Origin of the sequence: Klebsiella sp. MPUS7 (genome assembly GCF_009905335.1) — a bacterium.
Classification (GTDB): domain Bacteria; phylum Pseudomonadota; class Gammaproteobacteria; order Enterobacterales; family Enterobacteriaceae; genus Klebsiella; species Klebsiella grimontii.
The window spans coordinates 707,000-732,007 of record NZ_CP047604.1; the positions used below are offsets into that span (position 1 = coordinate 707,000).

General features: G+C 51.7%; 23 protein-coding genes, 1 pseudogene and 1 riboswitch. Of the genes and pseudogenes, 12 read left to right on the forward strand and 12 right to left on the reverse strand.

Annotated elements, in window-relative coordinates; genetic code table 11:
• Positions 1-56: 56 nt before the first annotated feature.
• Positions 57-1,490: a bifunctional D-glycero-beta-D-manno-heptose-7-phosphate kinase/D-glycero-beta-D-manno-heptose 1-phosphate adenylyltransferase HldE gene (hldE, locus tag GUC22_RS03410; RefSeq protein ID WP_004125323.1), complete on the forward strand. Its 1,434-nt coding sequence runs from the start codon at positions 57-59 to the stop codon at positions 1,488-1,490.
• 141 nt (positions 1,491-1,631) lie between these two features.
• Here hldE and GUC22_RS27245 read toward each other — a convergent pair.
• Positions 1,632-1,772: pseudogene (locus tag GUC22_RS27245) on the reverse strand (hypothetical protein); the annotation flags it as partial.
• Here GUC22_RS27245 and glgS point away from each other — a divergent pair.
• Positions 1,764-1,973 (forward strand): cell surface composition regulator GlgS, encoded by a 210-nt coding sequence (glgS, locus tag GUC22_RS03415; protein WP_004135725.1) that lies wholly within the window; start codon positions 1,764-1,766, stop codon positions 1,971-1,973. The pseudogene GUC22_RS27245 and the gene glgS sit on opposite strands and share 9 nt — an antisense overlap.
• 54 nt (positions 1,974-2,027) lie before the next feature.
• Here glgS and ubiK read toward each other — a convergent pair whose 3' ends face one another.
• Positions 2,028-2,309 carry a ubiquinone biosynthesis accessory factor UbiK gene (gene ubiK / locus GUC22_RS03420; protein WP_049089054.1) on the reverse strand — a complete coding sequence of 94 codons (282 nt, stop codon included), beginning with the start codon at positions 2,307-2,309 and terminating at the stop codon, positions 2,028-2,030.
• A gap of 120 nt (positions 2,310-2,429) precedes the next feature.
• A riboswitch (FMN riboswitch) is annotated at positions 2,430-2,581 on the forward strand.
• 106 nt (positions 2,582-2,687) lie between these two features.
• On the opposite strand from ubiK, the gene ribB reads away from it, so the two are divergent.
• Complete coding sequence (ribB, locus tag GUC22_RS03425; RefSeq protein ID WP_004125315.1) at positions 2,688-3,341, forward strand: 3,4-dihydroxy-2-butanone-4-phosphate synthase; 654 nt, start codon at positions 2,688-2,690, stop codon at positions 3,339-3,341.
• Between the two features lie 74 nt (positions 3,342-3,415).
• Here the strand turns inward: ribB and GUC22_RS03430 are convergent, their stop codons facing one another.
• From GUC22_RS03430 to GUC22_RS03445, 4 genes are all read right to left on the reverse strand, one after another.
• Positions 3,416-4,468 carry a pilus assembly protein gene (locus GUC22_RS03430; protein ID WP_148855237.1) on the reverse strand — a complete coding sequence of 351 codons (1,053 nt, stop codon included), beginning with the start codon at positions 4,466-4,468 and terminating at the stop codon, positions 3,416-3,418.
• A 2-nt stretch (positions 4,469-4,470) separates the two neighbouring features.
• A complete protein-coding gene (locus GUC22_RS03435; RefSeq protein ID WP_024358683.1) occupies positions 4,471-5,205 on the reverse strand; it encodes a molecular chaperone in 735 nt (244 codons plus the stop codon).
• 15 nt (positions 5,206-5,220) lie between these two features.
• Positions 5,221-7,749, reverse strand: coding sequence for a fimbria/pilus outer membrane usher protein (locus tag GUC22_RS03440; RefSeq protein WP_177951859.1), 2,529 nt, complete (start codon positions 7,747-7,749; stop codon positions 5,221-5,223).
• Between the two features lie 87 nt (positions 7,750-7,836).
• Complete coding sequence (locus tag GUC22_RS03445; protein ID WP_004135738.1) at positions 7,837-8,409, reverse strand: fimbrial-like protein; 573 nt, start codon at positions 8,407-8,409, stop codon at positions 7,837-7,839.
• Positions 8,410-9,556: 1,147 nt separating this feature from the next.
• On the opposite strand from GUC22_RS03445, the gene ygiD reads away from it, so the two are divergent.
• The gene (gene ygiD / locus GUC22_RS03450) at positions 9,557-10,348 is read left to right on the forward strand and encodes a 4,5-DOPA dioxygenase extradiol (RefSeq protein WP_049087447.1); all 792 of its coding nucleotides are present in this window, start codon (positions 9,557-9,559) and stop codon (positions 10,346-10,348) included.
• 46 nt (positions 10,349-10,394) lie between these two features.
• Here ygiD and GUC22_RS03455 read toward each other — a convergent pair whose 3' ends face one another.
• The 3 genes from GUC22_RS03455 to tolC all read right to left on the reverse strand — a co-directional run bounded on the left by GUC22_RS03455 (position 10,395) and on the right by tolC (position 13,847).
• Positions 10,395-11,555: a glutathionylspermidine synthase family protein gene (locus tag GUC22_RS03455; protein WP_004135741.1), complete on the reverse strand. Its 1,161-nt coding sequence runs from the start codon at positions 11,553-11,555 to the stop codon at positions 10,395-10,397.
• A 5-nt stretch (positions 11,556-11,560) separates the two neighbouring features.
• Positions 11,561-12,229, reverse strand: coding sequence for a DUF1190 family protein (locus GUC22_RS03460; RefSeq protein ID WP_004135743.1), 669 nt, complete (start codon positions 12,227-12,229; stop codon positions 11,561-11,563).
• A gap of 169 nt (positions 12,230-12,398) precedes the next feature.
• The gene (tolC, locus tag GUC22_RS03465; RefSeq protein ID WP_024358679.1) at positions 12,399-13,847 is read right to left on the reverse strand and encodes an outer membrane channel protein TolC; all 1,449 of its coding nucleotides are present in this window, start codon (positions 13,845-13,847) and stop codon (positions 12,399-12,401) included.
• Positions 13,848-14,042: 195 nt separating this feature from the next.
• Between tolC and nudF the strand changes: the two genes are divergently transcribed.
• The 5 genes from nudF to parE are packed head-to-tail and all read left to right on the forward strand — an operon-like array spanning position 14,043 to position 18,447.
• Positions 14,043-14,675 carry an ADP-ribose diphosphatase gene (gene nudF / locus GUC22_RS03470; RefSeq protein WP_024358678.1) on the forward strand — a complete coding sequence of 211 codons (633 nt, stop codon included), beginning with the start codon at positions 14,043-14,045 and terminating at the stop codon, positions 14,673-14,675.
• The gene (locus GUC22_RS03475; RefSeq protein ID WP_004125296.1) at positions 14,672-15,094 is read left to right on the forward strand and encodes a DUF1249 family protein; all 423 of its coding nucleotides are present in this window, start codon (positions 14,672-14,674) and stop codon (positions 15,092-15,094) included. The genes nudF and GUC22_RS03475 overlap by 4 nt, the downstream gene beginning before the upstream one ends.
• Positions 15,095-15,118: 24 nt before the next feature.
• Positions 15,119-15,946, forward strand: coding sequence for a 3',5'-cyclic-AMP phosphodiesterase (cpdA, locus tag GUC22_RS03480; protein ID WP_004135749.1), 828 nt, complete (start codon positions 15,119-15,121; stop codon positions 15,944-15,946).
• Positions 15,946-16,521 (forward strand): esterase YqiA, encoded by a 576-nt coding sequence (gene yqiA, locus GUC22_RS03485; RefSeq protein ID WP_024358677.1) that lies wholly within the window; start codon positions 15,946-15,948, stop codon positions 16,519-16,521. Before cpdA ends, yqiA begins: the two co-directional genes overlap by 1 nt.
• 30 nt (positions 16,522-16,551) lie before the next feature.
• Positions 16,552-18,447, forward strand: coding sequence for a DNA topoisomerase IV subunit B (gene parE, locus GUC22_RS03490; RefSeq protein ID WP_024358676.1), 1,896 nt, complete (start codon positions 16,552-16,554; stop codon positions 18,445-18,447).
• 50 nt (positions 18,448-18,497) lie between these two features.
• On the opposite strand, the gene GUC22_RS03495 is transcribed toward parE, so the two are convergent.
• Complete coding sequence (locus GUC22_RS03495) at positions 18,498-19,349, reverse strand: helix-turn-helix transcriptional regulator (RefSeq protein WP_004135755.1); 852 nt, start codon at positions 19,347-19,349, stop codon at positions 18,498-18,500.
• Between the two features lie 162 nt (positions 19,350-19,511).
• Here GUC22_RS03495 and GUC22_RS03500 point away from each other — a divergent pair, with 162 nt between their 5' ends.
• The 3 genes from GUC22_RS03500 (at position 19,512) to GUC22_RS03510 (ending at position 23,883) form a co-directional block, all read left to right on the forward strand.
• Complete coding sequence (locus GUC22_RS03500) at positions 19,512-21,335, forward strand: DUF2264 domain-containing protein (RefSeq protein ID WP_098066875.1); 1,824 nt, start codon at positions 19,512-19,514, stop codon at positions 21,333-21,335.
• Positions 21,336-21,400: 65 nt separating this feature from the next.
• A complete protein-coding gene (locus GUC22_RS03505) occupies positions 21,401-22,669 on the forward strand; it encodes an oligosaccharide MFS transporter (protein ID WP_049132077.1) in 1,269 nt (422 codons plus the stop codon).
• Between the two features lie 23 nt (positions 22,670-22,692).
• Positions 22,693-23,883 (forward strand): glycoside hydrolase family 88 protein, encoded by a 1,191-nt coding sequence (locus tag GUC22_RS03510; protein ID WP_004135758.1) that lies wholly within the window; start codon positions 22,693-22,695, stop codon positions 23,881-23,883.
• Between the two features lie 44 nt (positions 23,884-23,927).
• On the opposite strand, the gene GUC22_RS03515 is transcribed toward GUC22_RS03510, so the two are convergent.
• Together GUC22_RS03515 and GUC22_RS03520 are read right to left on the reverse strand one after the other, a co-directional pair.
• Complete coding sequence (locus GUC22_RS03515; protein ID WP_004135759.1) at positions 23,928-24,242, reverse strand: putative quinol monooxygenase; 315 nt, start codon at positions 24,240-24,242, stop codon at positions 23,928-23,930.
• A gap of 90 nt (positions 24,243-24,332) precedes the next feature.
• Complete coding sequence (locus tag GUC22_RS03520) at positions 24,333-24,914, reverse strand: NAD(P)H-dependent oxidoreductase (protein ID WP_004125278.1); 582 nt, start codon at positions 24,912-24,914, stop codon at positions 24,333-24,335.
• Positions 24,915-25,008 lie beyond the last annotated feature (94 nt).

A 25,008-nucleotide genomic window follows, 5' to 3' on the forward strand; every position in this document is an offset into this window, starting at 1 on the left:
AAAAAACCGGGTGTGCTATTATCGCGCGCAAAGTTTGCGTCTCGCAGGAGAGAGGAATGAAAGTAACGCTGCCAGAGTTTGAACGTGCAGGAGTGTTGGTGGTTGGCGATGTGATGCTGGACCGCTATTGGTATGGACCCACCAGCCGCATTTCGCCGGAAGCGCCGGTGCCGGTGGTGAAGGTGGAAAATATCGAAGAACGTCCTGGCGGCGCGGCAAACGTGGCGATGAACATTGCGTCCCTCGGCGCGACCTCTCGCCTCGTTGGCCTGACCGGGATTGACGATGCCGCCCGCGCGTTGAGTAAGGCGCTGGCCGACGTTAACGTGAAGTGCGATTTTGTCTCCGTCCCGACGCACCCGACGATTACCAAACTGCGCGTGCTGTCGCGTAACCAGCAGCTGATTCGTCTCGATTTTGAAGAAGGGTTCTCCGGCGTCGACCCGCAGCCGATGCACGAACGTATTCAGCAGGCGCTGGGCTCCATTGGCGCGCTGGTACTCTCTGATTACGCCAAAGGCGCGCTGACCAGCGTTCAGACCATGATTAAGCTGGCTCGCGACGCGGGCGTTCCGGTGCTCATTGACCCGAAAGGCACGGATTTTGAACGCTATCGTGGCGCCACCCTGCTGACGCCTAACCTCTCAGAGTTTGAAGCGGTAGCGGGTAAATGTAAGGATGAAGAAGAGATCGTTGAGCGCGGGATGAAAATCATTGCCGATTTCGATCTCTCCGCGCTGCTGGTGACCCGTTCCGAGCAGGGGATGACGCTGCTGCAGCCTGGGCGGCCGCCGCTGCATATGCCTACTCAGGCGCAGGAAGTTTATGATGTTACCGGCGCGGGCGACACGGTCATCGGCGTGCTGGCGGCGACGCTGGCTTCCGGCAACACGCTGGAAGAGGCCTGCTATTTTGCCAACGCGGCGGCGGGCGTCGTGGTGGGTAAACTCGGTACCTCTACCGTTTCGCCTATCGAACTGGAGAACGCGGTGCGCGGGCGCTCAGAGACCGGTTTTGGCGTGATGGGCGAAGAGGAGCTGAAGCTGGCGGTCGCCGCGGCGCGCAAGCGCGGCGAGAAAGTGGTGATGACCAACGGCGTGTTCGACATTTTACACGCGGGCCACGTTTCCTACCTGGCGAACGCTCGCAAGCTGGGCGACAGGCTGATTGTGGCGGTGAACAGCGACGCATCAACGAAGCGTCTGAAAGGCGAGTCTCGTCCGGTCAACCCGCTGGATCAGCGTATGATCGTGCTGGGCGCGCTGGAAGCCGTCGACTGGGTGGTCTCTTTTGAAGAGGACACACCGCAGCGGCTGATTGCCGGCATTCTGCCGGATCTGCTGGTGAAAGGCGGCGACTATAAGCCGGAACAGATTGCCGGTAGTGAAGAGGTATGGGCAAACGGCGGCGAGGTGCTGGTGCTCAACTTCGAAGACGGCTGTTCGACGACCAACATCATTAAGAAGATCCAGAAAGATAACAAACAGTAATGTTTTCTCTCCCCACCGTAGCGGCGGTATATCCGGGATTATCGCGCTAAACGCCGCGTAACCGACGATTCCGCTACAAAGTAGTGCAAAAGAGGCCCGCGATCGCCTAATCGCGGGCCTCTTTTTATTTAATGACGGCATAAATGATTTGGCGCAATAAATCACCATGTTGGGCGCATTTTTCGTACAAAAAACGTTAAGGTAAGGATAAATACTGAAGTAAGTAAAAAGCATATGACCAATCAGAACACCAACGGCTGAAGGAGTATGCGTATGAAGAATAACGATATGTATTTAATGAAGAATTTTGATTTCCTGGCCCAGAGTTTCGCCAGAATGAACGCACAAGGTCAGCCCGTCGATCTTCAGGCCATTGTTGGCAATATGGATGAAGCGCATCGTGAATGGTTCTGTCAACGCTATGAGCTGTACTGCCGGCAGGCGAACAGCGCGATGACGCCAGAAGCGGAGCTGGAGCACTAATCAACTTTCCACCTTACCGATATGACAACGGGCCTTGCGGCCCGTTGCTTGTTTTTACTGCTTCTCTTCTGCGTCAGGCGTCGCCGGCGCGCTCAGCGAACGGCTTTCCAGATCGTTAAGACGCTGCTCCAGCAGCGCCAGCTTTTCACGCGTGCGCAGCAGCACCTGCGTCTGCACGTCGAACTCTTCGCGGCTTACCAGGTCCAGGCGAGTTAACTGCGACTGGAGCACCTGACGAATTTTTTTCTCCACGTCTTCCCCCAGATCGCGGAGCCCTTTTGGCATCGATTCATGAACCTGACGGGCGATTTGTTCAATTTTTTTCGGGTCAATCATGGTGGTATCCTGCTCTGGTCGGTTATGGGCTCATTGTAGTGCGATCGTCGGTGCCTATAAACCATAAATGTTTGAAGCTTATGCATTGCCGACGATAGTCAATAGCGTTATAGTGACTTTGCTTATTCTCAGGGCGGGGCGAAATTCCCCACCGGCGGTAAATCAACCATAGCGTTGAAAGCCCGCGAGCGCTTTCTGTGAATGCAGAAAGGTCAGCAGATCCGGTGTAATTCCGGGGCCGACGGTTAGAGTCCGGATGGGAGAGAGTAACGGCTCAGTCGGGTTTCTGCCCGCTTGCGTTGACTTTTGCCGCTAAACCGGCGCTCCTAAGACTGCCCTGATTCTGGTAACCATACAATTAATGAGGTTTTTTTTACCATGAATCAGACGCTACTTTCCTCTTTTGGTACCGCTTTTGAACGTGTGGAACACGCTTTAGATGCACTGCGCGAAGGCCGCGGTGTGATGGTACTTGACGATGAAGATCGTGAAAACGAAGGCGATATGATTTTCGCCGCTGAAACCATGACCGTTGAGCAAATGGCCCTGACTATTCGTCACGGCAGCGGTATTGTTTGCCTGTGCCTGACGGAAGATCGCCGTAAACAGCTCGACCTGCCAATGATGGTTGAGAACAACACCAGCGCCTACGGTACCGGTTTTACCGTGACCATCGAAGCCGCTGAAGGCGTGACCACCGGCGTTTCCGCCGCTGACCGCGTGACCACCGTGCGTGCGGCGATTGCCGATGGCGCGAAGCCGTCCGACCTGAACCGTCCTGGCCACGTTTTCCCGCTGCGCGCGCAGCCGGGCGGCGTGTTGACCCGCGGCGGCCATACCGAAGCGACTATCGACCTGGTGACGTTAGCAGGTTTCAAACCGGCTGGCGTACTGTGCGAACTGACCAACGATGATGGCTCTATGGCCCGCGCGCCGCAGTGCATCGAGTTTGCTCAGCAGCATAATATGGCTGTGGTCACTATCGAAGATTTAGCGGCTTACCGTCGTGAGCACGAACGTAAAGCCAGCTGATCGCTGACATTGCGCCAAATAATAAAGCCGGGTTATCCCGGCTTTATTATTGTCAGTCATGAAATTTTTAATGACTATTGATAATTTATCTTGATGATGACATCTTTACTGAATGGCCCATCGGCCACAGATTCAGACGGTTTTTTAGTGAGTTCGGCGGTATAGTTATGCGTTACTGTTGAAGGTTCACCGGGTATATATGTTGTAAAAGGCATATATTGGTTGAAAAGAACATCAGTATTAGCCGTGTCATCTACGATATTTAATAATAGCCCGTTCCCTATATCCAGATGTGTGGAATCGTAGGGGTTTTCATTAATATAGAAACTGGTAGTAATATCAAATCGTTCAGTGCAGCCTGCAGTTTGATCTCGAATAGTTGAAAGACTAAAGTTTTTTTTCAGGACCGGCATGTTTTTTTCGTAGTTATAAATAGCTCCGAAATCAACAGTTTGATTTTCAGGATACAGCTTAACTGATGCTGTGCAGGTCAGAATATGGATATTATCCAGCCCTGAAATATAGTAACGTAAATTTTTAGCGTTGCTAAGCAGGTTCGCTCCCCCTTCACCATCAAACTGCAGTACGTTAATATCGCCAAAATTATAGACCGTTGAGCTATCAGGAGGAATCGCTGCTATTTTAACGTACAAGCGGAAGCGGGCGTTAAAGGTTATATTTTTTTGCAATGACGAACCATTACATACAGGATCATGAAAGATACTTGGGATTAGATAGTGATCCTGTCTATCAAGACAGGCGCCGGTGTTGATCCCTTGATTAATGCCTTCATAATCGACACCGGCATATGTTACGCCAAAAGTAAAATAGGGATTGTTGAGCACATCGCCGCTATTAAAAGCTGATAACTTTATCCACGCATAGATATTTTCTGTGGGTTTCGATGGAGACCATTCGCTCGCGTTATCGCAGTAAACCGTAATGTTAATGTCCGAGCTTTCCCATATCTTTTTCCCTAGCTGGATGTCGTTAGGGATGGTGAATGGGGGGAGAGTTAGCGTTGCGCTCACCGGGCCGCCATAGGTATTTTGATAGCAGTCAACCGCCCACGCAGGGAATGAAAACAGGCAGGCTAATAATGCTAAAAAACTGATTACTTTTTTCATTATTATTCCTTTTTCACCGGTTCGGACTGGCATGTTGCCTGAACAGAGTTGCAGCTGATCTTAAACATATGCAGGCCACCGTAATCGCCAATATAGCCGACCTGGAAATTCGCCGGTAAATTTTTAATTTCCTGGACCGCCTGGCCAAAGGGTTCCGCCATCATGCTGGCGGTTTTCGGTAGCAATGTTTTGCCGTTAACGCCGATATAACCGACAGTAATAAAGTAGGGAGACTTGTTCTTCAGCGTCAATCCACTGGCGGTTCGGCTAATGTCGACTTTGCCGACCAGATTTACCTGTCCATCAGGTATTTCGATAGCCTTTGGTCGCCAGAAAAGCTTAATCCGGCTCTGCATGGCAATCTGCATAACGTTTTTCTGTTCTGAACGCGGCGGAATTTCCCGAATATTGTAATAAAATAGCGATTCTCTGTCGGCAGGAAGCTGCGCCAGCGTTGCTTGCCCCATCAGGCGCACCTGCGCCTGCTCGCCGGCTTCAAGGCGCAACATTGGTGGTATTGCGGTGATATAAGTACGAGATTTTTTATTATCCTTGTCCTCTATCCATGATTGGGCAAGGAAAGGCGTGTCGGGACTCTGGTTGGTCAGACGCACCGAGACGCTTTTATCCGATTGGTTATAAATGATGCGTGTTCTGTCAGGAGATACGGCGGCATTGGCCGCAAAACTGGCGCCCGCCAGGCATAAAATTCCTTTTGTCATTACGTTTATCTTCATTGTCTTCATCCTGAATTAATGTTGAGACTTACACGGTAAAATAACGGCCTGACCATCAGCATTACTGTGGTTAGGTGGTGTAATGTCGCAGGCTTTATCGTTCCATTTGAGCGTCAGGATACTATTTTCCTGCACGCCGCTGAGGTACACGAAGCCATCATCGGCCACCAGTCCGATATCACGACCGGTCGATTTATCTGTCACGGTAACGCCCAACGGCGGATAGCGTCCATCTTCCAGGCGGATGACGCCAATAATTTGATAGCCTTTGGTCGCGCTGAGCGGCATATAACCAATGGCTCCCTCGGTTAGCGTGGTGCGAATAACCGAGTTAGTGACATCGACACCTTCAGGTAGGTTATTATTATTTACCATTACCGTGGCGGTAGTATAGTTACCCACCGATGGGACCACGGAAATACCAAATATATTAGTCTTACTGCGATTGTTATTCACTTCAACGCCAGAGATGCTATCCGCATCCACCATGACGCGGGAACTATTACCGGGGCTATAATCATGGAATGCCGCCCCATAACGCGTTGCCGTAAACGAACCGTTCCAGCCCGCGCTTAATGTGCGATAGTTGCTGGGCTGCACGCTGCCGTTAACATTTAGCCGGCCCCAGGGAGAGTAGTGTTGGTAATAACCGCGCAAGGCCGCTTCGCCATCGCTATAGTCTTTATCGCTGCCAGATACGGATAAATTCCAGGTGTTGTTGCGGTCCGAACTGTCATAGTATGTTGCAGTTTGTGTAGCGGCGTCGTCGCCGTAGCGTTGCAAACTGTAGGTAACATTGCGGTTGTTTTCAAATGGTACTGAAATAGAGAAATAGTATTGATTTTCTTCATCATCGCCCCAGCTCACGCGGCTCATTGCCAGAGAGGCGGACATATTCTTGAAATCGCCAATATCAAAGTTGCGGCTAACGGAGAATGAATAGTTGGTATTGGTATCACTATTCCAGTAGGTATTGCGCGTAATGCTCAGATAGCTGTTTAGCGCCAACGGTTCGATATATTGGTTAAATGAGAGGACATAGCTCTCTTTTTCATTATTGTTGGTATTGTTACCATCACGCGAATTGATATATTCACTCATCGTGACATATTCTTTATCCGAAAAACGATAACCCGCGAAGGTTATCTGACTGCCCGTTTCCTCGAAGCGCTTAGAATAGTTTGCGCGATAGCTGAAGCCACGCTGCTTGCCTTCATTGTCATTGCGTAAATTGGCCTCTGCCCGTGTGACATCAAAGGAGAGGGAGCCAAAGCTATTCAGGTTAAAGCCGATTCCGCTGGTCGCCGCCTGGTAGTCGTCGGCGGTAACGATCGCGCCGCCGTATAAAGAGATATCGCTCAGCCAGCCCCATGAAATCTCTCCCGTCCAGAAGAGTGGGTTGTTAATGTCGTTGTGGGTGGTTGATGTAGGCTTGCCCACGGAGCTTTTATAACGTATCTGGCCCTGACGCGTCAGAAACGGGATAGAGGCTGAACCGACCTGAAACGTGCTTTTACGCCCATCTTCTTCTTCAATGGTGACATCCAGTTGCCCCTGCAACGTGGTCCCCAGATCGGTAATTGTAAACGGTCCGGGGGAAACGGAAGTTTGATACAAAGTACGGCCATTCTGTGAAACGGTGACCCTGGCGTTTGTTTGAGCGATGCCGCTTATTTGCGGCGCGTATCCGCGCAGGTCCGGCGGTAGCATCTGTTCGTCGCTCTCCAGTGAAGCGCCGGTAAAATGGAACGTATCGTAGAGATCGGAACTGAGATCATACTGCCCCATGGTGAGTTTTGACGCCAGGGATGGAATAGGGCGGAACAGATAGGTTCGCGGTAGACTGCTGTTGCTGCCGTTGGAGTTATTTTCAGTAAACGACTGATCGTACTGATAATCGCTGCGTAGACGCCATGCGCCTAAGTTGAAACCCAGCGTGCCGTAGGTATTTACGTTTTGGTTGCTGTCGCCATGGCTGGGAACATACTGGCTGGCGTAGAGGTTATAATCCATGATAAAACCAGTAACCCCCACGTCCCAGAACTCCGGCGGGGTCCAGTTTTTGGCCCGATACTTCATCCACGCCTGGGGAACCGTTAAAGTCAGTATCATATTCGCTTTGTCCAGGCGAGTGACCAGGTCCGATTTATGGCTCAGATCGAGGCAACCTTGCGGGTTCAGCGGCTGTAGAGACAAGATAAACGCATCCGCAAAACCAAATTCTGTTAGATGTTCTTGAGTCAGGCAAAGCAGAGACCCATTTTCATTATCCGATTTTATCCATTCGAGATTATAGGCGCGCGGAAGCGTATTTTTGTTTATTTGTACGCGTACTAAATAGGTACCAACAGGGATGTAGCCTTTTTTTTCAAATTGCGAGAGATCGACGTTTTCCCGATCTTCGGCATCGATCATATCTGTATTAAATTCAATGGCATAAATCGACGTTGATAAAGAAAATACCATACATACAGAATAGAGGACCCGCTTTATTAAAAGAGATAATCCTTTGGGCGTTAAATCGGAATAAATGAGATTACGCATAAAATCCGTTTCTTTTAATAAAGTAGGCCAACAAAGCCGGTGAGTTTTCACCGGCCTGGATTAATCAAGCAAGACAACAAATAGTGATTATTGATAAGCCAGAACGTAGTTTGCCTGAGCGTAAACATCACCTTCGGTAGCTTTTTTGGTCGGAGATTCCATACGTGCGTGGAAGTTCAGATCCTGAGTCGGGTTGGTATCGGTAAACATGACCGGAACTGCGGTGCCCAGAGTAACGGTGTTGTAACCTGCATCCAGGATACGCACGCCAACGTTAGTTGCGCCGCCGTAGTTGTTTTCTTTGGTGTTGGACATCAGGCTAGTGTCGGAAACATCAACGTTAGCAGAGGTAAAAGTCACATTAACTTTGTTAATAGTAGTGGTTTTGCCTTCAGTATCAGTGCTGGTCAGTACGCAATCACGCAGTTGAATAGTGAAGTCAGCAGACTGAGAATACTGGCCGCCATTCAGCACGGTGTCAGCAACCTGACCCAGATTTACGTCAATCTGAGAGCTTTCCGGAGCAACAGAGCAAGGTGCAGTAATTACTGTGCCGGAAAAATTAACGATACCGTGACCCTGATCGATTGCGCTTGCATTAAAAGCAGCTGTAGATAAAAGGGTAGTGGTGGCAACAGCGAGCAGTGTTTTCTTTAACATGGAATATAATCCTTTATAGATTAATCATATCTAGCGAATATAAACAAAATCCTGAAAGTTAAATATTAGAACCTAGGGGTTAATATTAACTTACGGCGCGAAATTATCATGTCACCATCTGTTACACTCGTTATTTATAGTTAACATTTATCTTTAGTTTAAGTTAATATATATGTTATTATTGCGTTTCTTAGACTATAGTCTGAATTGCTAAGCATGTTTAGCGCGATTTTTAACTTTTAATATATTTTATGTGAATGTAACTTCTTCTTTTTGCTATCGGATTTTTATCACCATAATAGCTGTTAACTTAAAATTGTCCTTTACTATAGAATATGCGGCTGACTATTTTTATTACTTAATGTTAAATTGGATAATTTGAACTTATTTCTTATTTGTTATGGATTCACGAGATGAATTGACTATGCCGATCCTGACATAAAATGATTTTATCTGCCAATCAACCATAGACTATGTCTTATGGCGACACGGTTCTTAATATGTAGGTCTTTTAACCCATTAATCTCATAAATTAGTATGGTCTGGACTACGTTATTGGAGAACATGACTTTATTCAGTTGGCGGCTAACACCAATTTATTAGTATAATCTATGTATATGGAAAACTCGATACTCATTGTCAGAGTATATAGTTGGTTATTCTCTTTTAATGAATGGTTATGAATAAAATATCCTGCAGAAATATAGCGTTAGTGAGCTTTTCCTGATAGGTAATGATTACGAGCTGATTAAAAATAGAGCGGGTGCGCCATGCAGAGTTGATCTTGTCATCTACATGCGAATACGCGATATAGAGTGTCTACAAGATGCTCCCTCTTTGTCGACAAATAACAGAGAATGCTTATCGGCTCAGTCAGTATTGAAAGTTTTTGCCAGTAAGCCTCTTTCTGTGACTCACGTTGCCCGTGGACTGATTTTGCAAAACGTTTAAGATGCGGAAAATAAACAGCGTGTAATCATGGTAATTTGTTGAATTTAAATAAAAATTTAAATTTCTATTCTGGTTGCAATCCAATTTTATCGATATTCAAATTTTCTGACGATCATCATCATGCTTATCTGAGTTTATCCTGAATAAAAAGCGCGTAAGGTAAATGCATCCACTATTCTCAACCAAGGATATTACTATGTCACGTATCCGCATGCCGGCACTGTTTTTAGGCCACGGTAGTCCGATGAACGTGCTGGAAGATAACATCTATACCCGCGCCTGGCGGCATCTGGGCGAGACGCTGCCGCGGCCTAAAGCTATTGTGGTGATATCCGCGCACTGGTTTACACGCGGTACGGGAGTGACCGCGATGGAGGCGCCGAAAACAATCCATGATTTTGGCGGTTTTCCACAGGCGCTTTACGATACGCATTATCCGGCGCCGGGTTCACCTGAGCTGGCCCAACGCCTGGTTGAGCTGCTGGCGCCGGTGCCGGTGACGCTGGATAAAGAAGCCTGGGGCTTTGACCACGGTTCATGGGGCGTGTTGATTAAAATGTATCCCGATGCCGATATTCCGATGGTGCAGCTGAGTATTGATAGTACGAAACCCGCCGCATGGCATTTAGAAATGGGGCGTAAGCTGGCTCAGCTGCGCGATGAAGGCATTATGCTGGTGGCCAGCGGCAATGTGGTGCATAACCTGCGTACTGCGCGCTGGCACGGCGAGAATACGCCCTATCCTTGGGCGGAGTCGTTTAATGACTACGTGAAGGCGAATCTGGACTGGAAAGGTCCCGTAGCCGAGCATCCGCTGGTGAATTACCTGGCGCATGAAGGCGGATCGTTATCTAACCCGACGGCCGAGCACTTTCTTCCGCTGCTGTATGTTCTTGGCGCCTGGGACGGCGAGGAGCCGATAACTATTCCGGTTGAAGGAATAGAGATGGGGTCGTTGAGTATGCTGTCAGTAGTGATTGGCGCTTGAGAAAAAACAAAACCCCGGCAGTAAGCGGTGCTGCCGGGGTTCAATGTTACTCGACGAAAATGTGCGGATAAAAGCGCGACAGGTCCTGCGTGATCAGCGCCCGGTCTTCGCGAATGCCAATCCCCGCAGGCTGATCGTTAATTAGCCAGCTGCCGATGAGCGTGTAGCTATCGCCAAACTTCGGCAAAGGATAGAACTCCTGTACAATGGTGCCTTCTTCGCCGTACGGCCCTTCTACAGCTTCCAGCACCTTACCGTTCTCCATGATAGAGACGTTCGCGCCTTCGCGGGAGAAGATAGGCTTGATAACGTACTTGTCCATCTCCGGATGCGCATCTTCGCTGAAATAAGCGGCCAGCAGGTTCGGATGGTTGGGGAACATCTCCCACAGCAGCGGCAGCAGCGCTTTATTGGAGATAATGCTCTTCCATGCCGGCTCCAGCCAGCGCACGCCGGCATCTTCCAGCTTGGTGGAGAACACCTCGCGCAGCATGTATTCCCACGGATAGAGCTTGAACAGATTACCAATCACCTGGTCCTGCAGGTCGGTAAACTGACCTTTTTCGCCAAGACCGATATCTTCGATGTAAAGGAATTCGGTCGCCACGCCCGCTTCTGCGGCGCAGTCCTGCAAGTATTGCACGGTACCGCGGTCTTCAATGGTATCGCGGCAGCAGGCCATATGTAGCAGCTGAAAACCGAACTGCTCGCGCAGTTCGCCGAAGCGATCGATCAGCTTCTCCTGCAGGCTGTTGAACTGATCGCTGCCCGCCGGAAGTTGACCTGCGTTGAGCTGATCTTCCATCCAGATCCACTGGAAGAATGCCGCTTCATACAGAGACGTCGGCGTATCGGCGTTGTTCTCCAGCAGCTTCGGCTCACCGACGCCGTCCCATGCGAGATCGAGACGCGAATACAGCGAAGGCTGATGGGTTTTCCACGACTGGCGCACGAAACCCCATGTATGTTTGGGGATGCGAAATTTGGCCATTAATTCATCGCTGGCGACGACTTTCTCTACCGCCTGCAGACACATCTGATGCAGCTCAGCGGTGACGTCTTCGAGCTTCTCAACCTGCGCCAGCGTCAGCTTATAATAGGCTTCTTCACTCCAGTACGGCTCACCGTACATGGTGTGAAAGTTAAAGCCATATTCTGTCGCTTTTTCACGCCAGTCCGGGCGCTCGGTAATGCTGATTCTTTCCATGTCGCTTAGCCGCCCATCGAGCGTGAAGAAGAGGAGCTTGCTGAGCTACGCTGCATAGTTGATTGCTTAGCGACCGAGTCGCCAAACCCGCCGCGTGTCACGGTGCTGGTGGTGGCCGGTTTCGGCGCCATCGCGGTTTTCGGCACGTTCATGGTACGGCCCGGCTGCGCTGCGCCGTAGCTCTTACCGCCTGCGTCGGTATATTTACCATACGCCGGGCTGGCCGGATTTTTTGAGCTGAACAGCGGCTGCTGAGCGCCCATTCCGCCGCCCATCATCCGACCCATCATGTAGCCAGCCATCAGCGGCATCCAGAAGCTGCCGCTGCTTTGCGCCTGGGCCTGGTTTTCCGGAGCCATGCCAGCCTGAGCCGGCGCCTGCTGGCACTGACCTTCACCGAATTCGGCGACGCAATCTTCACGAGAGGCGTATTTCGGCGCGGTACGTTCCGCTTCTTTAAGCGCGTTATTGTAAGCGGTGGTGCACTCTGCGGATTTGCTCGGGTTAGCGGCAGAGCAGTCATCGGCGTTTTGATACAGAGAAACCGTTTCATCGCTTTGTTCACAACCGGCGAGCATAAATACCGCCGTCACGGCAAGCGCGACGGGAGTTAAATGTCGAGCGCTCCAGCTTTTGCGGAAGGAGGCGTGTTTAATATTTTTTGTCCGTTTCATATTTGTCTTCCTGGACCCAGTGGTATGCGTTTTGTTAACGCTCAGGATAGAGGATGAGTGGTGGAAAATGAAGCGAATAGGGGCGGAAAGCGGGGGATCTTTACGTTGCCTTACGTTTAACGCTTCGCTTACCCGGCGGGTAAGCGAAGCGCGGACTGCGCAAACTTGATTACTGGCGGAACGGATTGCTGCCGCTGGTGCTGCGTGCTGATGCAGGTTTTGCCGCGGCGGTGTTGCTGTAGCCGTCAGCGCTGGCATCCTGCTGCGGGTTCTCCGGCGCGACGCTGTCCGGTGAGGTCGGAATCGCTTTACCCAGCGTATTGTTCAGCGCAACCAGATCCTGCTCGTTCAGCGTACCGAGCGCAGACTTGATATTCAGCTCGTTAATCAGGTAGTTATAACGGGCGTTGGACAATTGCTGTTTGGCGTTATACAGGGTGGTCGTCGCGTCCAGGACATCGACGATGGTACGCGTACCCACCGAATAACCGGCTTCCATGGCATCCAGAGAGCTCTGGGCAGAGACCACGGCCTGTTTGTAGGCATTGATGCTGCTGATGGACGCGTTCACGTTGTTAAACGAGGAACGAACGGTCTGCACCACGCTACGATGCGCGCTTTCCAGCTGCTCGCTGGCGCCGACAAAGTTGTACTGCGCTTGTTTAACCTGGGAGTTCACCATCCCGCCCTGATACAGCGGCAGGGAGAAGTTCAGGCCGATTTGGTTCTGCCCGATATCTCTGTCCGGCGTTGTGCTTTTGGAACCGCTGTAGCTGCTATTAGATACGTTACTGGACGCGTTTAAATTCAGGGTCGGCAGATGCCCGTCCTGCGCCTGGCGAATTTGCTCGCGCGCCAGATCCTGGCTCAGGCGGGCCTGCAGCAGCGACAGGTTGCGGTTTTCCGCTTCTTTCAGCAGCGCGTTAACCGCTGACGGCTTAGTCGTTTTAAAACCATCGACGTTCAGCGAGGCCAGCTCCGGATAGTAGTTGCCGGTCACCTGGCGCAGCTCTTCAACCGCGTTATCGAGGTCGTTGCGCGCGGTCACTTCATTCGCCAGTACGGCATCATACTGTGAACGGGCGTTCTGCACGTCGGTGATGGCCACCAGGCCAACGTTAAAGCGCTGGGTGGTCTGATCTAACTGGCGATAAATAGCCTGTTTCTGCGCTTCGGTATAGGAGAGCGTATCGATAGCGGCCAGCACTTTAAAATAGGCGGTCGCAGTGTTCAGGATCAGCGTTTGCTGGTCCGTCTGATAAGTGACGTCCTGAATGCCAGCGTTCTTTTCCTGCAGCGTCAGCGCGCGCCATTTCGACATATCGAACAGAACCTGCGTGAGCTGCAGCGAGCCGCTGGTGACGTCGGAATTCTGGTCTTTAGCATCACGGAAGCCGCTGGTATAGGTATAATCAGCACCCAGACCGAGCTGTGGTAGTAATGGGCTACGCGCTTCGTTGATCTTCTCGAATGCGGCATCACGATCGGCTGCTGACTTACGCAGATCAGGGTTGCTGATACGCGCCTGCTGATAAACCTGCAGCAGGTTTTCTGCCTGGCTCATGGCGCTGAAGCCAGTCAGGCCCAGGCCGATAAGGATGGGAAAGAGTTTCTTCATTTGCATTCCTTGTTGTGAAGCATTTAGCGCTACTCAAATTCTAAAAATAATCACTGATTGTATAGAGTCTGTTACCGTAAAAAGTTGGCGTAATGTGCCATGGGGCGGTAATTTGCACCAATCTAACATACGAACCGTAAAACGGTAGCCACACCGCCTATAAATTCATAACTTCATGTTCTACAGGATATCGAAATGAGCGACGTCAATCAGCAGGGGATTACCTTCTCTAAAAACGATGTAGAAATTATTGCACGCGAAACGCTTTATCGCGGTTTTTTTTCGCTCGATTTATATCGTTTTCGCCATCGCCTGTTTAACGGCGGCATGAGTGATGAAGTGACGCGTGAAATTTTTGAGCGCGGGCACGCCGCAGTCTTGCTACCCTTTGACCCGGTGCGCGATGAAGTTGTGCTCGTCGAACAGATCCGTATTGCGGCGTACGATACCAGCGCGAGCCCGTGGCTGCTTGAAATGGTCGCCGGTATGATAGAAGAAGGCGAATCTCCTGAAGATGTCGCCCGTCGTGAAGCGGTGGAAGAAGCCGGGCTTAATGTTGGCCGGATTAAACCGGTCCTGAGCTACCTGGCCAGCCCCGGCGGCACCAGCGAAAGATTGTCTATTATGGTGGGGGAAGTCGATGCCACGACGGCAAAAGGGATTCATGGATTGGCCGACGAAAATGAGGATATTCGTGTCCACGTGGTGAGCCGGGAACAGGCTTACAGATGGGTGGAAGAGGGGAAAATCGACAACGCAGCCTCTGTCATCGCGCTGCAATGGCTGCAACTGCATTATCACAATTTACGCAACGAGTGGACAAAATGAAGCGTTATACGCCTGACTTTCCTGAAATGATGCGCCTGTGTGAAACCAACTTTGCCCAGCTGCGCCGCCTGTTGCCGCGAACGGATGCAGCGGGAGAAAAGGTGAGTTACCAGGTGGGCAACGCGCAATACCGATTAACCATCGTCGAATCGACCCGCTACACTACGTTAGTGGCGATTGAGCAGACGGCTCCGTCGGTGAGCTACTGGAGTCTGCCGTCAATGACGGTACGGCTCTATCACGATGCAATGGTCGCTGAAGTGTGTTCAAGCCAGCAGATCTTTCGCTTCAAAGCGCGGTATGATTATCCTAATAAAAAGTTGCATCAACGCGACGAAAAGCATCAAATTAATCAGTTTTTGGCCGATTGGCTGCGATACTGTTTAGCACATGGAGCGATGGCGATTCCGGTTTGTTAGCGTCGTGAAACCTAAGGACACCATTTGGAAAGCCTGTTAAACCTACCTTTGGCTGGTGAGGCCAGAGTCAGGATATTACAAATTACCGATACTCACCTGTTTGCTGAAAAACACGAAACGCTGTTAGGTATCAATACCTGGGAAAGCTATCAGGCCGTACTGGATGCTATCCACGCCTCACAGCGAGAATGCGACCTGATTGTTGCTACAGGCGATCTGGCGCAAGATCACTCTGCCGCGGCCTATCAGCATTTTGCTGAGGGCATCGCGAGTTTTGCTGCACCTTGCGTCTGGCTGCCGGGTAATCATGATTTTCAACCGGCGATGTATAGCACGCTGCAGGAATCAGGCATCTCCCCCGCTAAACGCGTATTGCTGGGCGACCATTGGCAAATATTGCTCATGGATAGCCAGGTGTTCGGCGTGCCGCACGGCGAGCTGAGCGATTTCCAGCTTGAATGGCTTGAGCAGAAGCTGGCGGAAGTCCCGGAGCGGTATACGCTGCTGCTGTTGCACCACCATCCTATGCCGTCAGGCTGCAGCTGGCTGGATCAGCATAGCCTGCGCAATGCCGGGGCGCTTGATTGCGCGCTGGCCGCGTTTCCTCGCGTTAAGCATCTGCTGTGCGGCCATATTCATCAGGAACTGGATCTTGACTGGAACGGTCGGCGCATGATGGCCACGCCATCCACCTGCGTGCAGTTTAAGCCGCACTGCGCTAACTTCACGCTGGATACCGTCTCTCCGGGCTGGCGCTGGCTGGATCTGCATCCTGATGGCACGTTGACCACTGAAGTTTGCCGCCTTGAAGGCGTGAAATTTCACCCGGATATCGCTTCAGAAGGATACTGATGTCTACGCTTCTCTATCTGCATGGTTTTAACAGCTCGCCGCGCTCGGCAAAAGCGACTGCGCTGAAAGAGTGGCTGGCGCGGACCTATCCTGACATCTCAATGGTGATACCGGAGCTCCCGGTTTACCCCGCGCAAGCGGCGGAATATCTGGAGGCCATCGTGCTGGAGCACGGCGGCGAACCGCTAGGCGTTGTCGGTTCCTCGCTGGGGGGATATTACGCGACCTGGCTATCGCAGTGCTTTATGCTGCCGGCGGTGGTCGTGAACCCTGCGGTGCGCCCGTTTGAGCTATTGAACAATTTCCTTGGCCCCAATGAGAATCCATACACGGGGCAGCAATATGTGCTAGAGTCTCGCCATATTTACGATCTCAAAGTCATGCAAATTGACCCGCTGGAAGCGCCGGATTTAATCTGGTTATTGCAGCAAACGGGCGATGAAGTGCTTGATTACCGCCAGGCCGTTGATTATTTCGCCTCCTGCCGACAGACGGTAGAGGAGGGCGGTAATCACGCATTTGTTGGCTTTGAAGATCATTTCACTCAGATTATCGATTTTCTGGGCCTGCGCTGAGCGGTTCGGAACGACCTACGAATACACACCATGACGCAATCTTCATATAACGCTGATGCCATTGAGGTACTCACCGGGCTAGAGCCGGTTCGCCGCCGTCCGGGAATGTACACTGATACCACACGTCCAAATCATCTTGGTCAGGAAGTTATTGATAACAGCGTGGATGAGGCCCTGGCCGGTCACGCGAAACGCGTGGAGGTCATTCTCCATGCCGACCAGTCGCTGGAAGTTATCGATGATGGCCGCGGAATGCCGGTGGATATCCATCCTGAAGAAGGGGTTCCGGCAGTTGAACTGATTCTTTGCCGCCTGCACGCGGGGGGGAAATTCTCCAATAAGAACTACCAGTTCTCCGGCGGCCTGCACGGCGTAGGGATTTCAGTGGTCAACGCCCTATCGAAACGCGTTGAAGTGAACGTGCGCCGCGACGGTCAGATCTACAGCATCGCCTTTGAAAATGGTGATAAAGTAGAAGATCTCCATGTGACCGGCACCTGCGGTAAGCGCAATACCGGTACCAGCGTGCACTTCTGGCCGGATGAAAGCTTTTTTGACAGCCCGCGTTTTTCCGTCTCACGCCTCTCGCATTTGTTAAAAGCCAAGGCCGTTCTTTGCCCGGGCGTAGAGATTGTTTTCCGCGATCTGGTCAACGACAGTGAACAACGCTGGTGCTACGCCGATGGACTGACCGACTATCTTAGCGAAGCGGTTAACGGCCTGCCTCTGCTGCCGGAAAAACCGTTCGTCGGCACCTTCTCTGGCGATACCGAAGCGGTCGACTGGGCGTTGCTGTGGCTGCCGGAAGGCGGCGAGCTGCTGACCGAAAGCTACGTCAACCTGATCCCTACCATGCAGGGTGGCACCCACGTTAACGGTCTGCGTCAGGGGTTACTGGACGCTATGCGCGAGTTCTGCGAATACCGGAACATCCTGCCGCGCGGCGTGAAGCTATCGGCGGAAGATATCTGGGAGCGCTGCGCTTACGTGCTTTCCGTGAAGATGCAGGATCCGCAGTTTGCCGGGCAAACCAAAGAGCGCCTCTCTTCACGTCAGTGCGCCGCGTTTGTTTCCGGCGTCGTTAAGGACGCGTTCAGCCTGTGGCTAAACCAGAACGTCCAGTCGGCGGAGCTGTTGGCGGAAATGGCGATTTCCAGCGCCCAGCGTCGTCTGCGCGCGGCGAAAAAAGTGGTGCGTAAAAAGCTCACTAGCGGTCCTGCCCTTCCCGGCAAGCTGGCGGATTGCACCGCTCAGGATTTGAATCGGACCGAACTGTTTCTTGTGGAAGGGGATTCCGCGGGCGGCTCTGCCAAGCAGGCGCGCGATCGCGAATATCAGGCGATCATGCCGCTGAAAGGCAAAATCCTGAACACCTGGGAAGTCTCTTCCGATGAAGTGCTCGCTTCCCAGGAAGTGCATGATATTTCCGTCGCGATTGGTATCGATCCGGATAGCGATGACCTGAGCCAGCTGCGATACGGCAAGATTTGTATTCTGGCTGACGCCGACTCCGATGGTCTGCACATCGCGACGCTGCTGTGCGCGCTGTTCGTCAGGCACTTCCGCACTTTGGTTAAACACGGCCACGTTTACGTGGCGCTGCCGCCTTTGTACCGTATCGACCTCGGCAAAGAGGTTTACTACGCGCTGACGGAAGAAGAAAAAGCGGGCGTGCTCGAGCAGCTCAAGCGTAAGAAAGGCAAACCGAACGTACAGCGCTTTAAAGGGCTGGGCGAGATGAACCCGTTGCAGCTGCGTGAAACTACCCTGGATCCGAATACCCGCCGTCTGGTACAGCTGATTATCAACGATGAAGATGAACAGCAGACAACCGCTATGATGGATATGCTGTTAGCGAAGAAGCGCTCTGAAGATCGGCGTAACTGGCTGCAGGAGAAGGGCGATCTGGCGGATATCGAAGGGTAACGCAGGCGAATGCCGGACGGCGGCTCGCGTGCCCCGTCCGGGATACAGTTTTAAATTTTATGTCTTTTCCGGTACTGCAGCGGCGTTTCGCCAATGCCCTTGCCGAACGCGCTGATAAAATAGGTGACATCTGAAAACCCGACCATTCGGGCGATCTCGCGCACGCTCTGCTGGCTATGCAATAGCGCCTCGCACGCTTTTCTTAGTCGTATCGTATTGAGATAATTGACAATACTTTCGCCTGTTTCCTGATGAAAGCGGCGCGAAATATAGCTCTTCGATTTACCCAACTCTTCCGCCAGCCTGCTCAGGCTAAACTTTCGCATGTAATTCTCGTCAAGCCAGAACATCACCTGGCTTGCGGTACCATCGGTTATTCCCGACATGCTGGGATGATCTTCGCTCAGCATGCTGAGTAAAGAGAGCAGCAGACAGGAAACCTGCTCGCTATTTAGCGGCGAGTCTCCGGCCAGCTTTTCATAGCGGCTGAATAAAAAATCGATGTGGGGGTGAATATCGGCGACGTCCACTACCCAGGATTGGCCCGCTCGCTGGGTCAGATTATGGAGCCGCTGGCGGGAGTAGGGGAAATCACGTAATCCTTTCAGCAGGGCATACTGGTCGAGATGAATGATGGTTCGCCGGTAACGATCCTGCGCCTGCTCATCCACGATGATTTTATGCAGCGTAAAGGGAGGGAAGAAAAACATCCTCCCCGGGCGCATGGTGTATTGCTTATGATCGACAATCACCACGCCGAACCCCTCCTCTACGTACAGTACTTCAAGACACTGATGCCAGTGATGATAGCGGACCGTATTGGCGAATAACCGGCTAAACGACGCCGTTGCGTCATTGAGGGTTATCAGTTCCAGACGTTCTTCATTTAAGGTCTGCGCCATAGTGCAATAAATTTAAACTTTTGCAGGGATTATTCGTTTTATAAACTACCTTTTTAAATTTTATCAATTGCTGTTTTATTTTTATCCTGCCGGTGTGACTGAGGTAACATTTCTCATCCCCGGCGATTCACTATGCTTTGCCCATTAAATCAGGGGGGAGCTATGTGGTCGGCAACGAAAGAAAAATCAAATCCATTGTCATCGCGTGACGACGTTATTCGCGCTGTTACAACGATGCTGAGCGCGCTCGACGCCCAATTTCCGGCCGGTCAGGCGCAGTTCACGCTCGGCGATACCTGCGCGCATTATGATACGAATATTGCCGGTATGGAGGGGTTATCCAGAGCGCTATGGGGGCTATTTCCGCTGTGGGCGGGCGGTGAAGAGACGCCTTTTGCTGAGAAATATATCCAGGCGATTAAGCTAGGTACCGATCCCGATAGCCCACAGTATTGGGGCGATACGGGGCCATACGATCAGCGGCTGGTGGAGATGGCGGCCTACGGTCTGGGCCTGGCGTTACTGCAGACGCGCCTGACGGATGTATTCAGCGAAAAGGAACTGGCGAATTTCCACCGCTGGCTGAATCAAATCACCGATGCGCAGATGCCCGACAGCAACTGGAACTATTTCGCTATTATCGTTCAGCTTGGGTTTAAGCGCGCGGGATTAGCCTTCGATCAGGCCGCCATCGATCGCCGGTTTGCGATGATGGAAGCCTACTATTTGGGCGAAGGATGGTACTCCGATGGGCCGGGGCGGCCAAAAGATTACTACATCTCTATGGCTTTTCATTTTTACGGCCTACTGTACGCCACCCTGAGTCCGGATGATGCAGAGCGGGCCGCCACGTTACGCGAACGCTCCCGTTTGTTTGCCCGGGATTTTATCTATATGTCGGCGGCGGATGGTTCATCCGTACCCTTTGGGCGCAGTCTGACCTATCGTTTCGCCATGATTGCCTTCTGGAGCGCGGTGGCGTTTTCCGGGGTGGACGAATTTTCTCCTGGCGTGGTGAAAGGACTGATCCTACGCCATTTACGCTGGTGGCAGCAGCAGCCGATTTTCGATCGCGACGGTATTCTGACGCTGGGTTTTGCCTATCCCAATCTGGCGATGTGCGAGGACTATAATTCGCCCGGGTCCCCTTACTGGGCGCTGAAGGTTTTCCTGATTCTGGCGTTACCGGCAGATCATGATTTTTGGCTAGCGGAAGAGTTACCGCTGCCGCCGCTGGCTAAGGTGCGCGTGATACCCCAAGCGGCGCAAATTTTGCAGCACGATCGCCATTCTCGCCATGTAACGATGCTGACGTCGGGCCAGCTGGAGTTAAATAATTACGTCAATACCGAAGCCAAATATACCCGGTTTGCCTACTCCAGCCGCTTTGGTTTTACCCTTGAGCGGGGGCGGTATGGCCTTAAGCATGCCGCCTGCGACTCGATGCTCCTGCTATCTGACAACGATAATTACTGGCGCGGACGGCGCGAATGCGAGGAAGTGACGGTAGCGGAGAACGCGATTTTCTGCCGCTGGTCGCCGTGGTCAGACGTACATATCCGCACCTGGCTTATCCCCTGCGGCGACTGGCACGTTCGGGTACACCACATTGCCAGCGCTCGACGGCTACAGTCCGTGGAGGGGGGCTTTGCGGTACTGAAGGCGGAGCCCTGCCTGGAGGCCGGCAGCAGCCTGATTCTGGCCAGCAATGGGAGCAGCATGATAGCCAATCTTGCTCCCGGCATCGCCAGGCAGGGCGAGGCCGTTATCACGCCGCCCAATAGCAGTATTATGTTTGCGCCCTGCGCGGCCATTCCCACTTTATCCACCGAGCTGGCTCCTGGCGAACATTGGTTGGCCTGTGCGGTTATCGCCAGCGCTGAGATAAATAAAGTTTTTGCCGATATGCCGTTACTCATTCGACAAGATCGCCGCTTTATTATTATGGATAGCCAAAAAGAAACCCAGCAAACTATTTATTTTTAAACGCGGTCGGGCTAACGCCCGGCAACTCATTATTCGATTTTTTACATGCTTTCGCTGAGGATAGTATGGAAAGTACCTATACGAATAACAAAGTTGAGTATTACAAAATAAGCGCCTTCATTTTTCTGTATTTTTTCACCTGGTCTGCCAGTATTGGCCTGCTCGCCATATGGTTAGGGCAAAAAGCGAATCTAAGCGGCGCGGTTATTGGCACCGTCTTTGCCGTAAATGGCGTATTTTCAGTTGTTCTTAAACCCATTTATGGCTATATACTTGATAAAATAGGGATGAGTAAATATCTGCTCTATTTTGTGGTGCTGATGTCGGCATTAATGGCGCCTTTTTTTATTTATGTTTATCAGCCGCTACTGTTAACCAAGACGATGCTGGGTATTATTGTCGGTGCGATCTATTTAAGCTTCGCCTGGTATGCGGGCGTCGCGGCCTGTGAATCCTATACCGACCGTTACAGCCGTCTGAACAATATGGAGTTTGGGCAAATTCGCATGTGGGGATCGCTCGGATGGGCGGTAGCGTCTTCTTTCTCTGGCCTGCTGTTTAACCTCTCGCCAGCGTATAACTTTATCCTGGGAAGCGTCACGTCGATAGTGATGCTGGCCGTTTTATTAAGCCTGAAAGTCAACGAAAATGCGGAGAACGCCGCGCAGGTGCTGGTCAAAGATAAAATTTCTCCGGCGGATGTTTATACCCTTCTGCGTAACCGTAAATTCTGGGCATTCTGCCTGTACGTGGCCGGGGTGGCGTGGATGATGTTTATCGCGGAGCAGCAGTTTTCGCGCTATTTTGTCACGTTCTTTGCCGATGTCCATAAAGGCAACGCCATTTTTGGTTATCTGGGAACGGTACAGTCCGGGATGGAATTTATTATGTATATGGTCATTCCATTCTTTGTTAACTACATTGGCGCAAAACGTGGATTATTAATTGTTGGCCTGCTGGTAGGCGCCAGGTTGGTGATTTCTGGCCTGTGTGATTCCCATCTGTTGATTTCGCTATTAAAACCATTGTATGGCCTGGAAATATGCCTGCTGTTGGTTTCAGTATTTAAGTATATCGCCGAGCACTTTGACAAACGCGTTAATGCAACGATGTATTTGTTAGGTTATCAGGCGATGTTATATGTTGGTAATGTGGTCGTCTCGTCACCTGCCGGGTTTATGTACGATCGTATCGGGTTTGAGAAAACGTATATTATTATGGGCATGATTGCGCTGGTTTTTACCGTGATATCGGCATTTACCTTATCGTCATGCCAGAGTAAACGGCGCAGCTCTGCCACCCTCAATGTTTCAGAAAATAACGCATCAAAATAAGCTAAGCGATAAGGAACCGAAATATGTTAAATAATATCGTAGAGGAACCATTGCGCGATTTCCCCGGCGAGCCGATCTCAATGGATTGCTTCCGGGAAGAAATGAAGCGGGCGCGTGAAGATGTCCTTGAACTGATTGGCCGTCATTTAACGGAATTCGGTGAACAATTTCCCGCTGAGACCTGCGTCGAAGGTTATTATCCGTTGACTGAAAACGTCGAGTGGACGACCAGTTTTTGGACCGGACAGCTATGGCTGGCGTGGGAGATGAGCGGTGAAGATAAGTTTCGCCAGATGGCGGAGAAAAACGTGCGGACTTTCGGTCTGCGTATTGCAGGGCGTCACGACACCAATACGCATGATTTGGGCTTTCTCTACACGCTTTCCTGCGTGGCGGCCTGGCGTTTAACCGGTAATCGCGACGCGCGCGGGTTCTCCCTGATGGCGGCGGAGGCTCTGTTGGAGCGCTTTCACGCGAAGGCGCAGATTATTCAGGCCTGGGGCGATCTCAACGATCCCGCCCAGGCCGGGCGGATGATTATTGACTGCACGATGAATCTGCCGCTGCTTTATTGGGCAAGCGAGCAAACGGGCGACCCGCGCTTCAGGGATGCGGCTCTGGCGCACGTCAGGCAATCGGCGGCTTTTCTGGTACGTGAAGATGCTTCGACCTGGCACACCTATTATATGGATGTTGTCAGCGGGAAGCCGCGCTATGGGAATACTCAGCAGGGTTATGCCGATGATTCCTGCTGGTCCCGCGGCCAGGCGTGGGGAATTTATGGTTTTCTGCTCAGCTATATCTATACCGGCGACAGGGCGCTGGTCGGCCTGGCAAAAAAACTGGCCAACTATTTCCTCAACCGCCTGCCAGAGGACTATGTCTGTCATTGGGATCTGGCGCTGATAAACACCGATGCGCTGCGAGACTCTTCTTCGGCTGCTATCGCCGTATGCGGTCTGCTGGAGTTGGTTAAGCAGTTGCCAACGACCGACCCGGATCGCGAACGCTATCAACAGTGGGCGATGGCGATAATGGCCTCGCTGACGAAGGGCTATCTGATGGCAAAAAGTGACAAGGGTAATGGTTTACTCAAGCACTCGGTCTACCATCTGGCGAGTAATAAAGGCGTCGATGAGTGCTGTAGCTGGGGGGACTATTTTTACGTTGAAGCGCTGATGCGCATGACGCAGAGCTGGAAACTGTACTGGTAACGCTATTGCCCGGTAGCGTGCGCTTACCGGGCGGCCAGCGTTGCTTAAATGCCCGCTTCCAGAATACGAATGCTCATCTCCAGCACGTCGCCTTTCACGGCTTCGCTGTAGGCTTTCATGTGCGGGGTCTGCAGGTGCGCTTCAAGATGCGCGACGCTTTCCCACTGCTCGACCATCACAATTGAGTCCGGCGAGGTGGTCTGAAAACTGACGCCAGCGGCGTGATCCACCAGCGGCGCATAGCCGTGGCAGCCCTCTTCCTGGAGAACGGTCGGGGTAATTTTTGCGAACTGATCCAGCACCGCCTGGCGGTGGTGTTGGCCCGGACGAGTGCGAATTTCAGCGATCACTGTCAACATGGTTAACTCAACTCCTTCTGTCTATTCTCATCATACTTCAAGCCGCCGCTCGGTTAGCCGCGCTTGTCGTCTTTTCATAACTCATTACAGTTAACCAAAAATTTCAGCCAGATGCTTGCGATATTCTGCCGTATAACGCGGAACATCGGGCATTTTGATCACATCGTTGGCGATGAAGGTCGGCAGGGCGCTCATCCCGAGGAACTGGTTGGCCTTATGGAACGGCAGGTAAACGCCATCGACGCCAACGCCGTGGAAGAACTGATCTTTCTCGGTGAAGGCTTCCATCGGCGCGTTCCAGGTCAGGGACAGCATATATTTTTTGCCCTGAATCAGGCCGCCGGAGCCATATTTCTTACTGGCATCGGAGCGGGTGCGGCCATCGCTGGCATACAGCGCGCCGTGACCTTCGGTAAAGACGTCATCGATGTACTTTTTCACCGTCCACGGCGCGCCCATCCACCAGCCCGGCATTTGCCAGATAACGGAATCGGCCCACAGGAAGTTTTGCACTTCGGTTTTCACGTCGTAGTCGCTATCGGCGCGGACCACTTTAACATCATGCCCGAGGTCGCGCAGATAGGTTTCCGCGACTTCAGTCAGGGTGTCGTTCAGCTGGCCGTTAGAGTGGCCGAACTTTTTTGCGCCATTAATAATCAGGATGTTGCTCATTTTTTATCCTCAACTTTTCAATTTTGTGGTTAATTTTACCCCGTCGGGCAGAGCGGTAAAATGAGCAAAATGTGCAAAGTCTTTTGCTTTTATA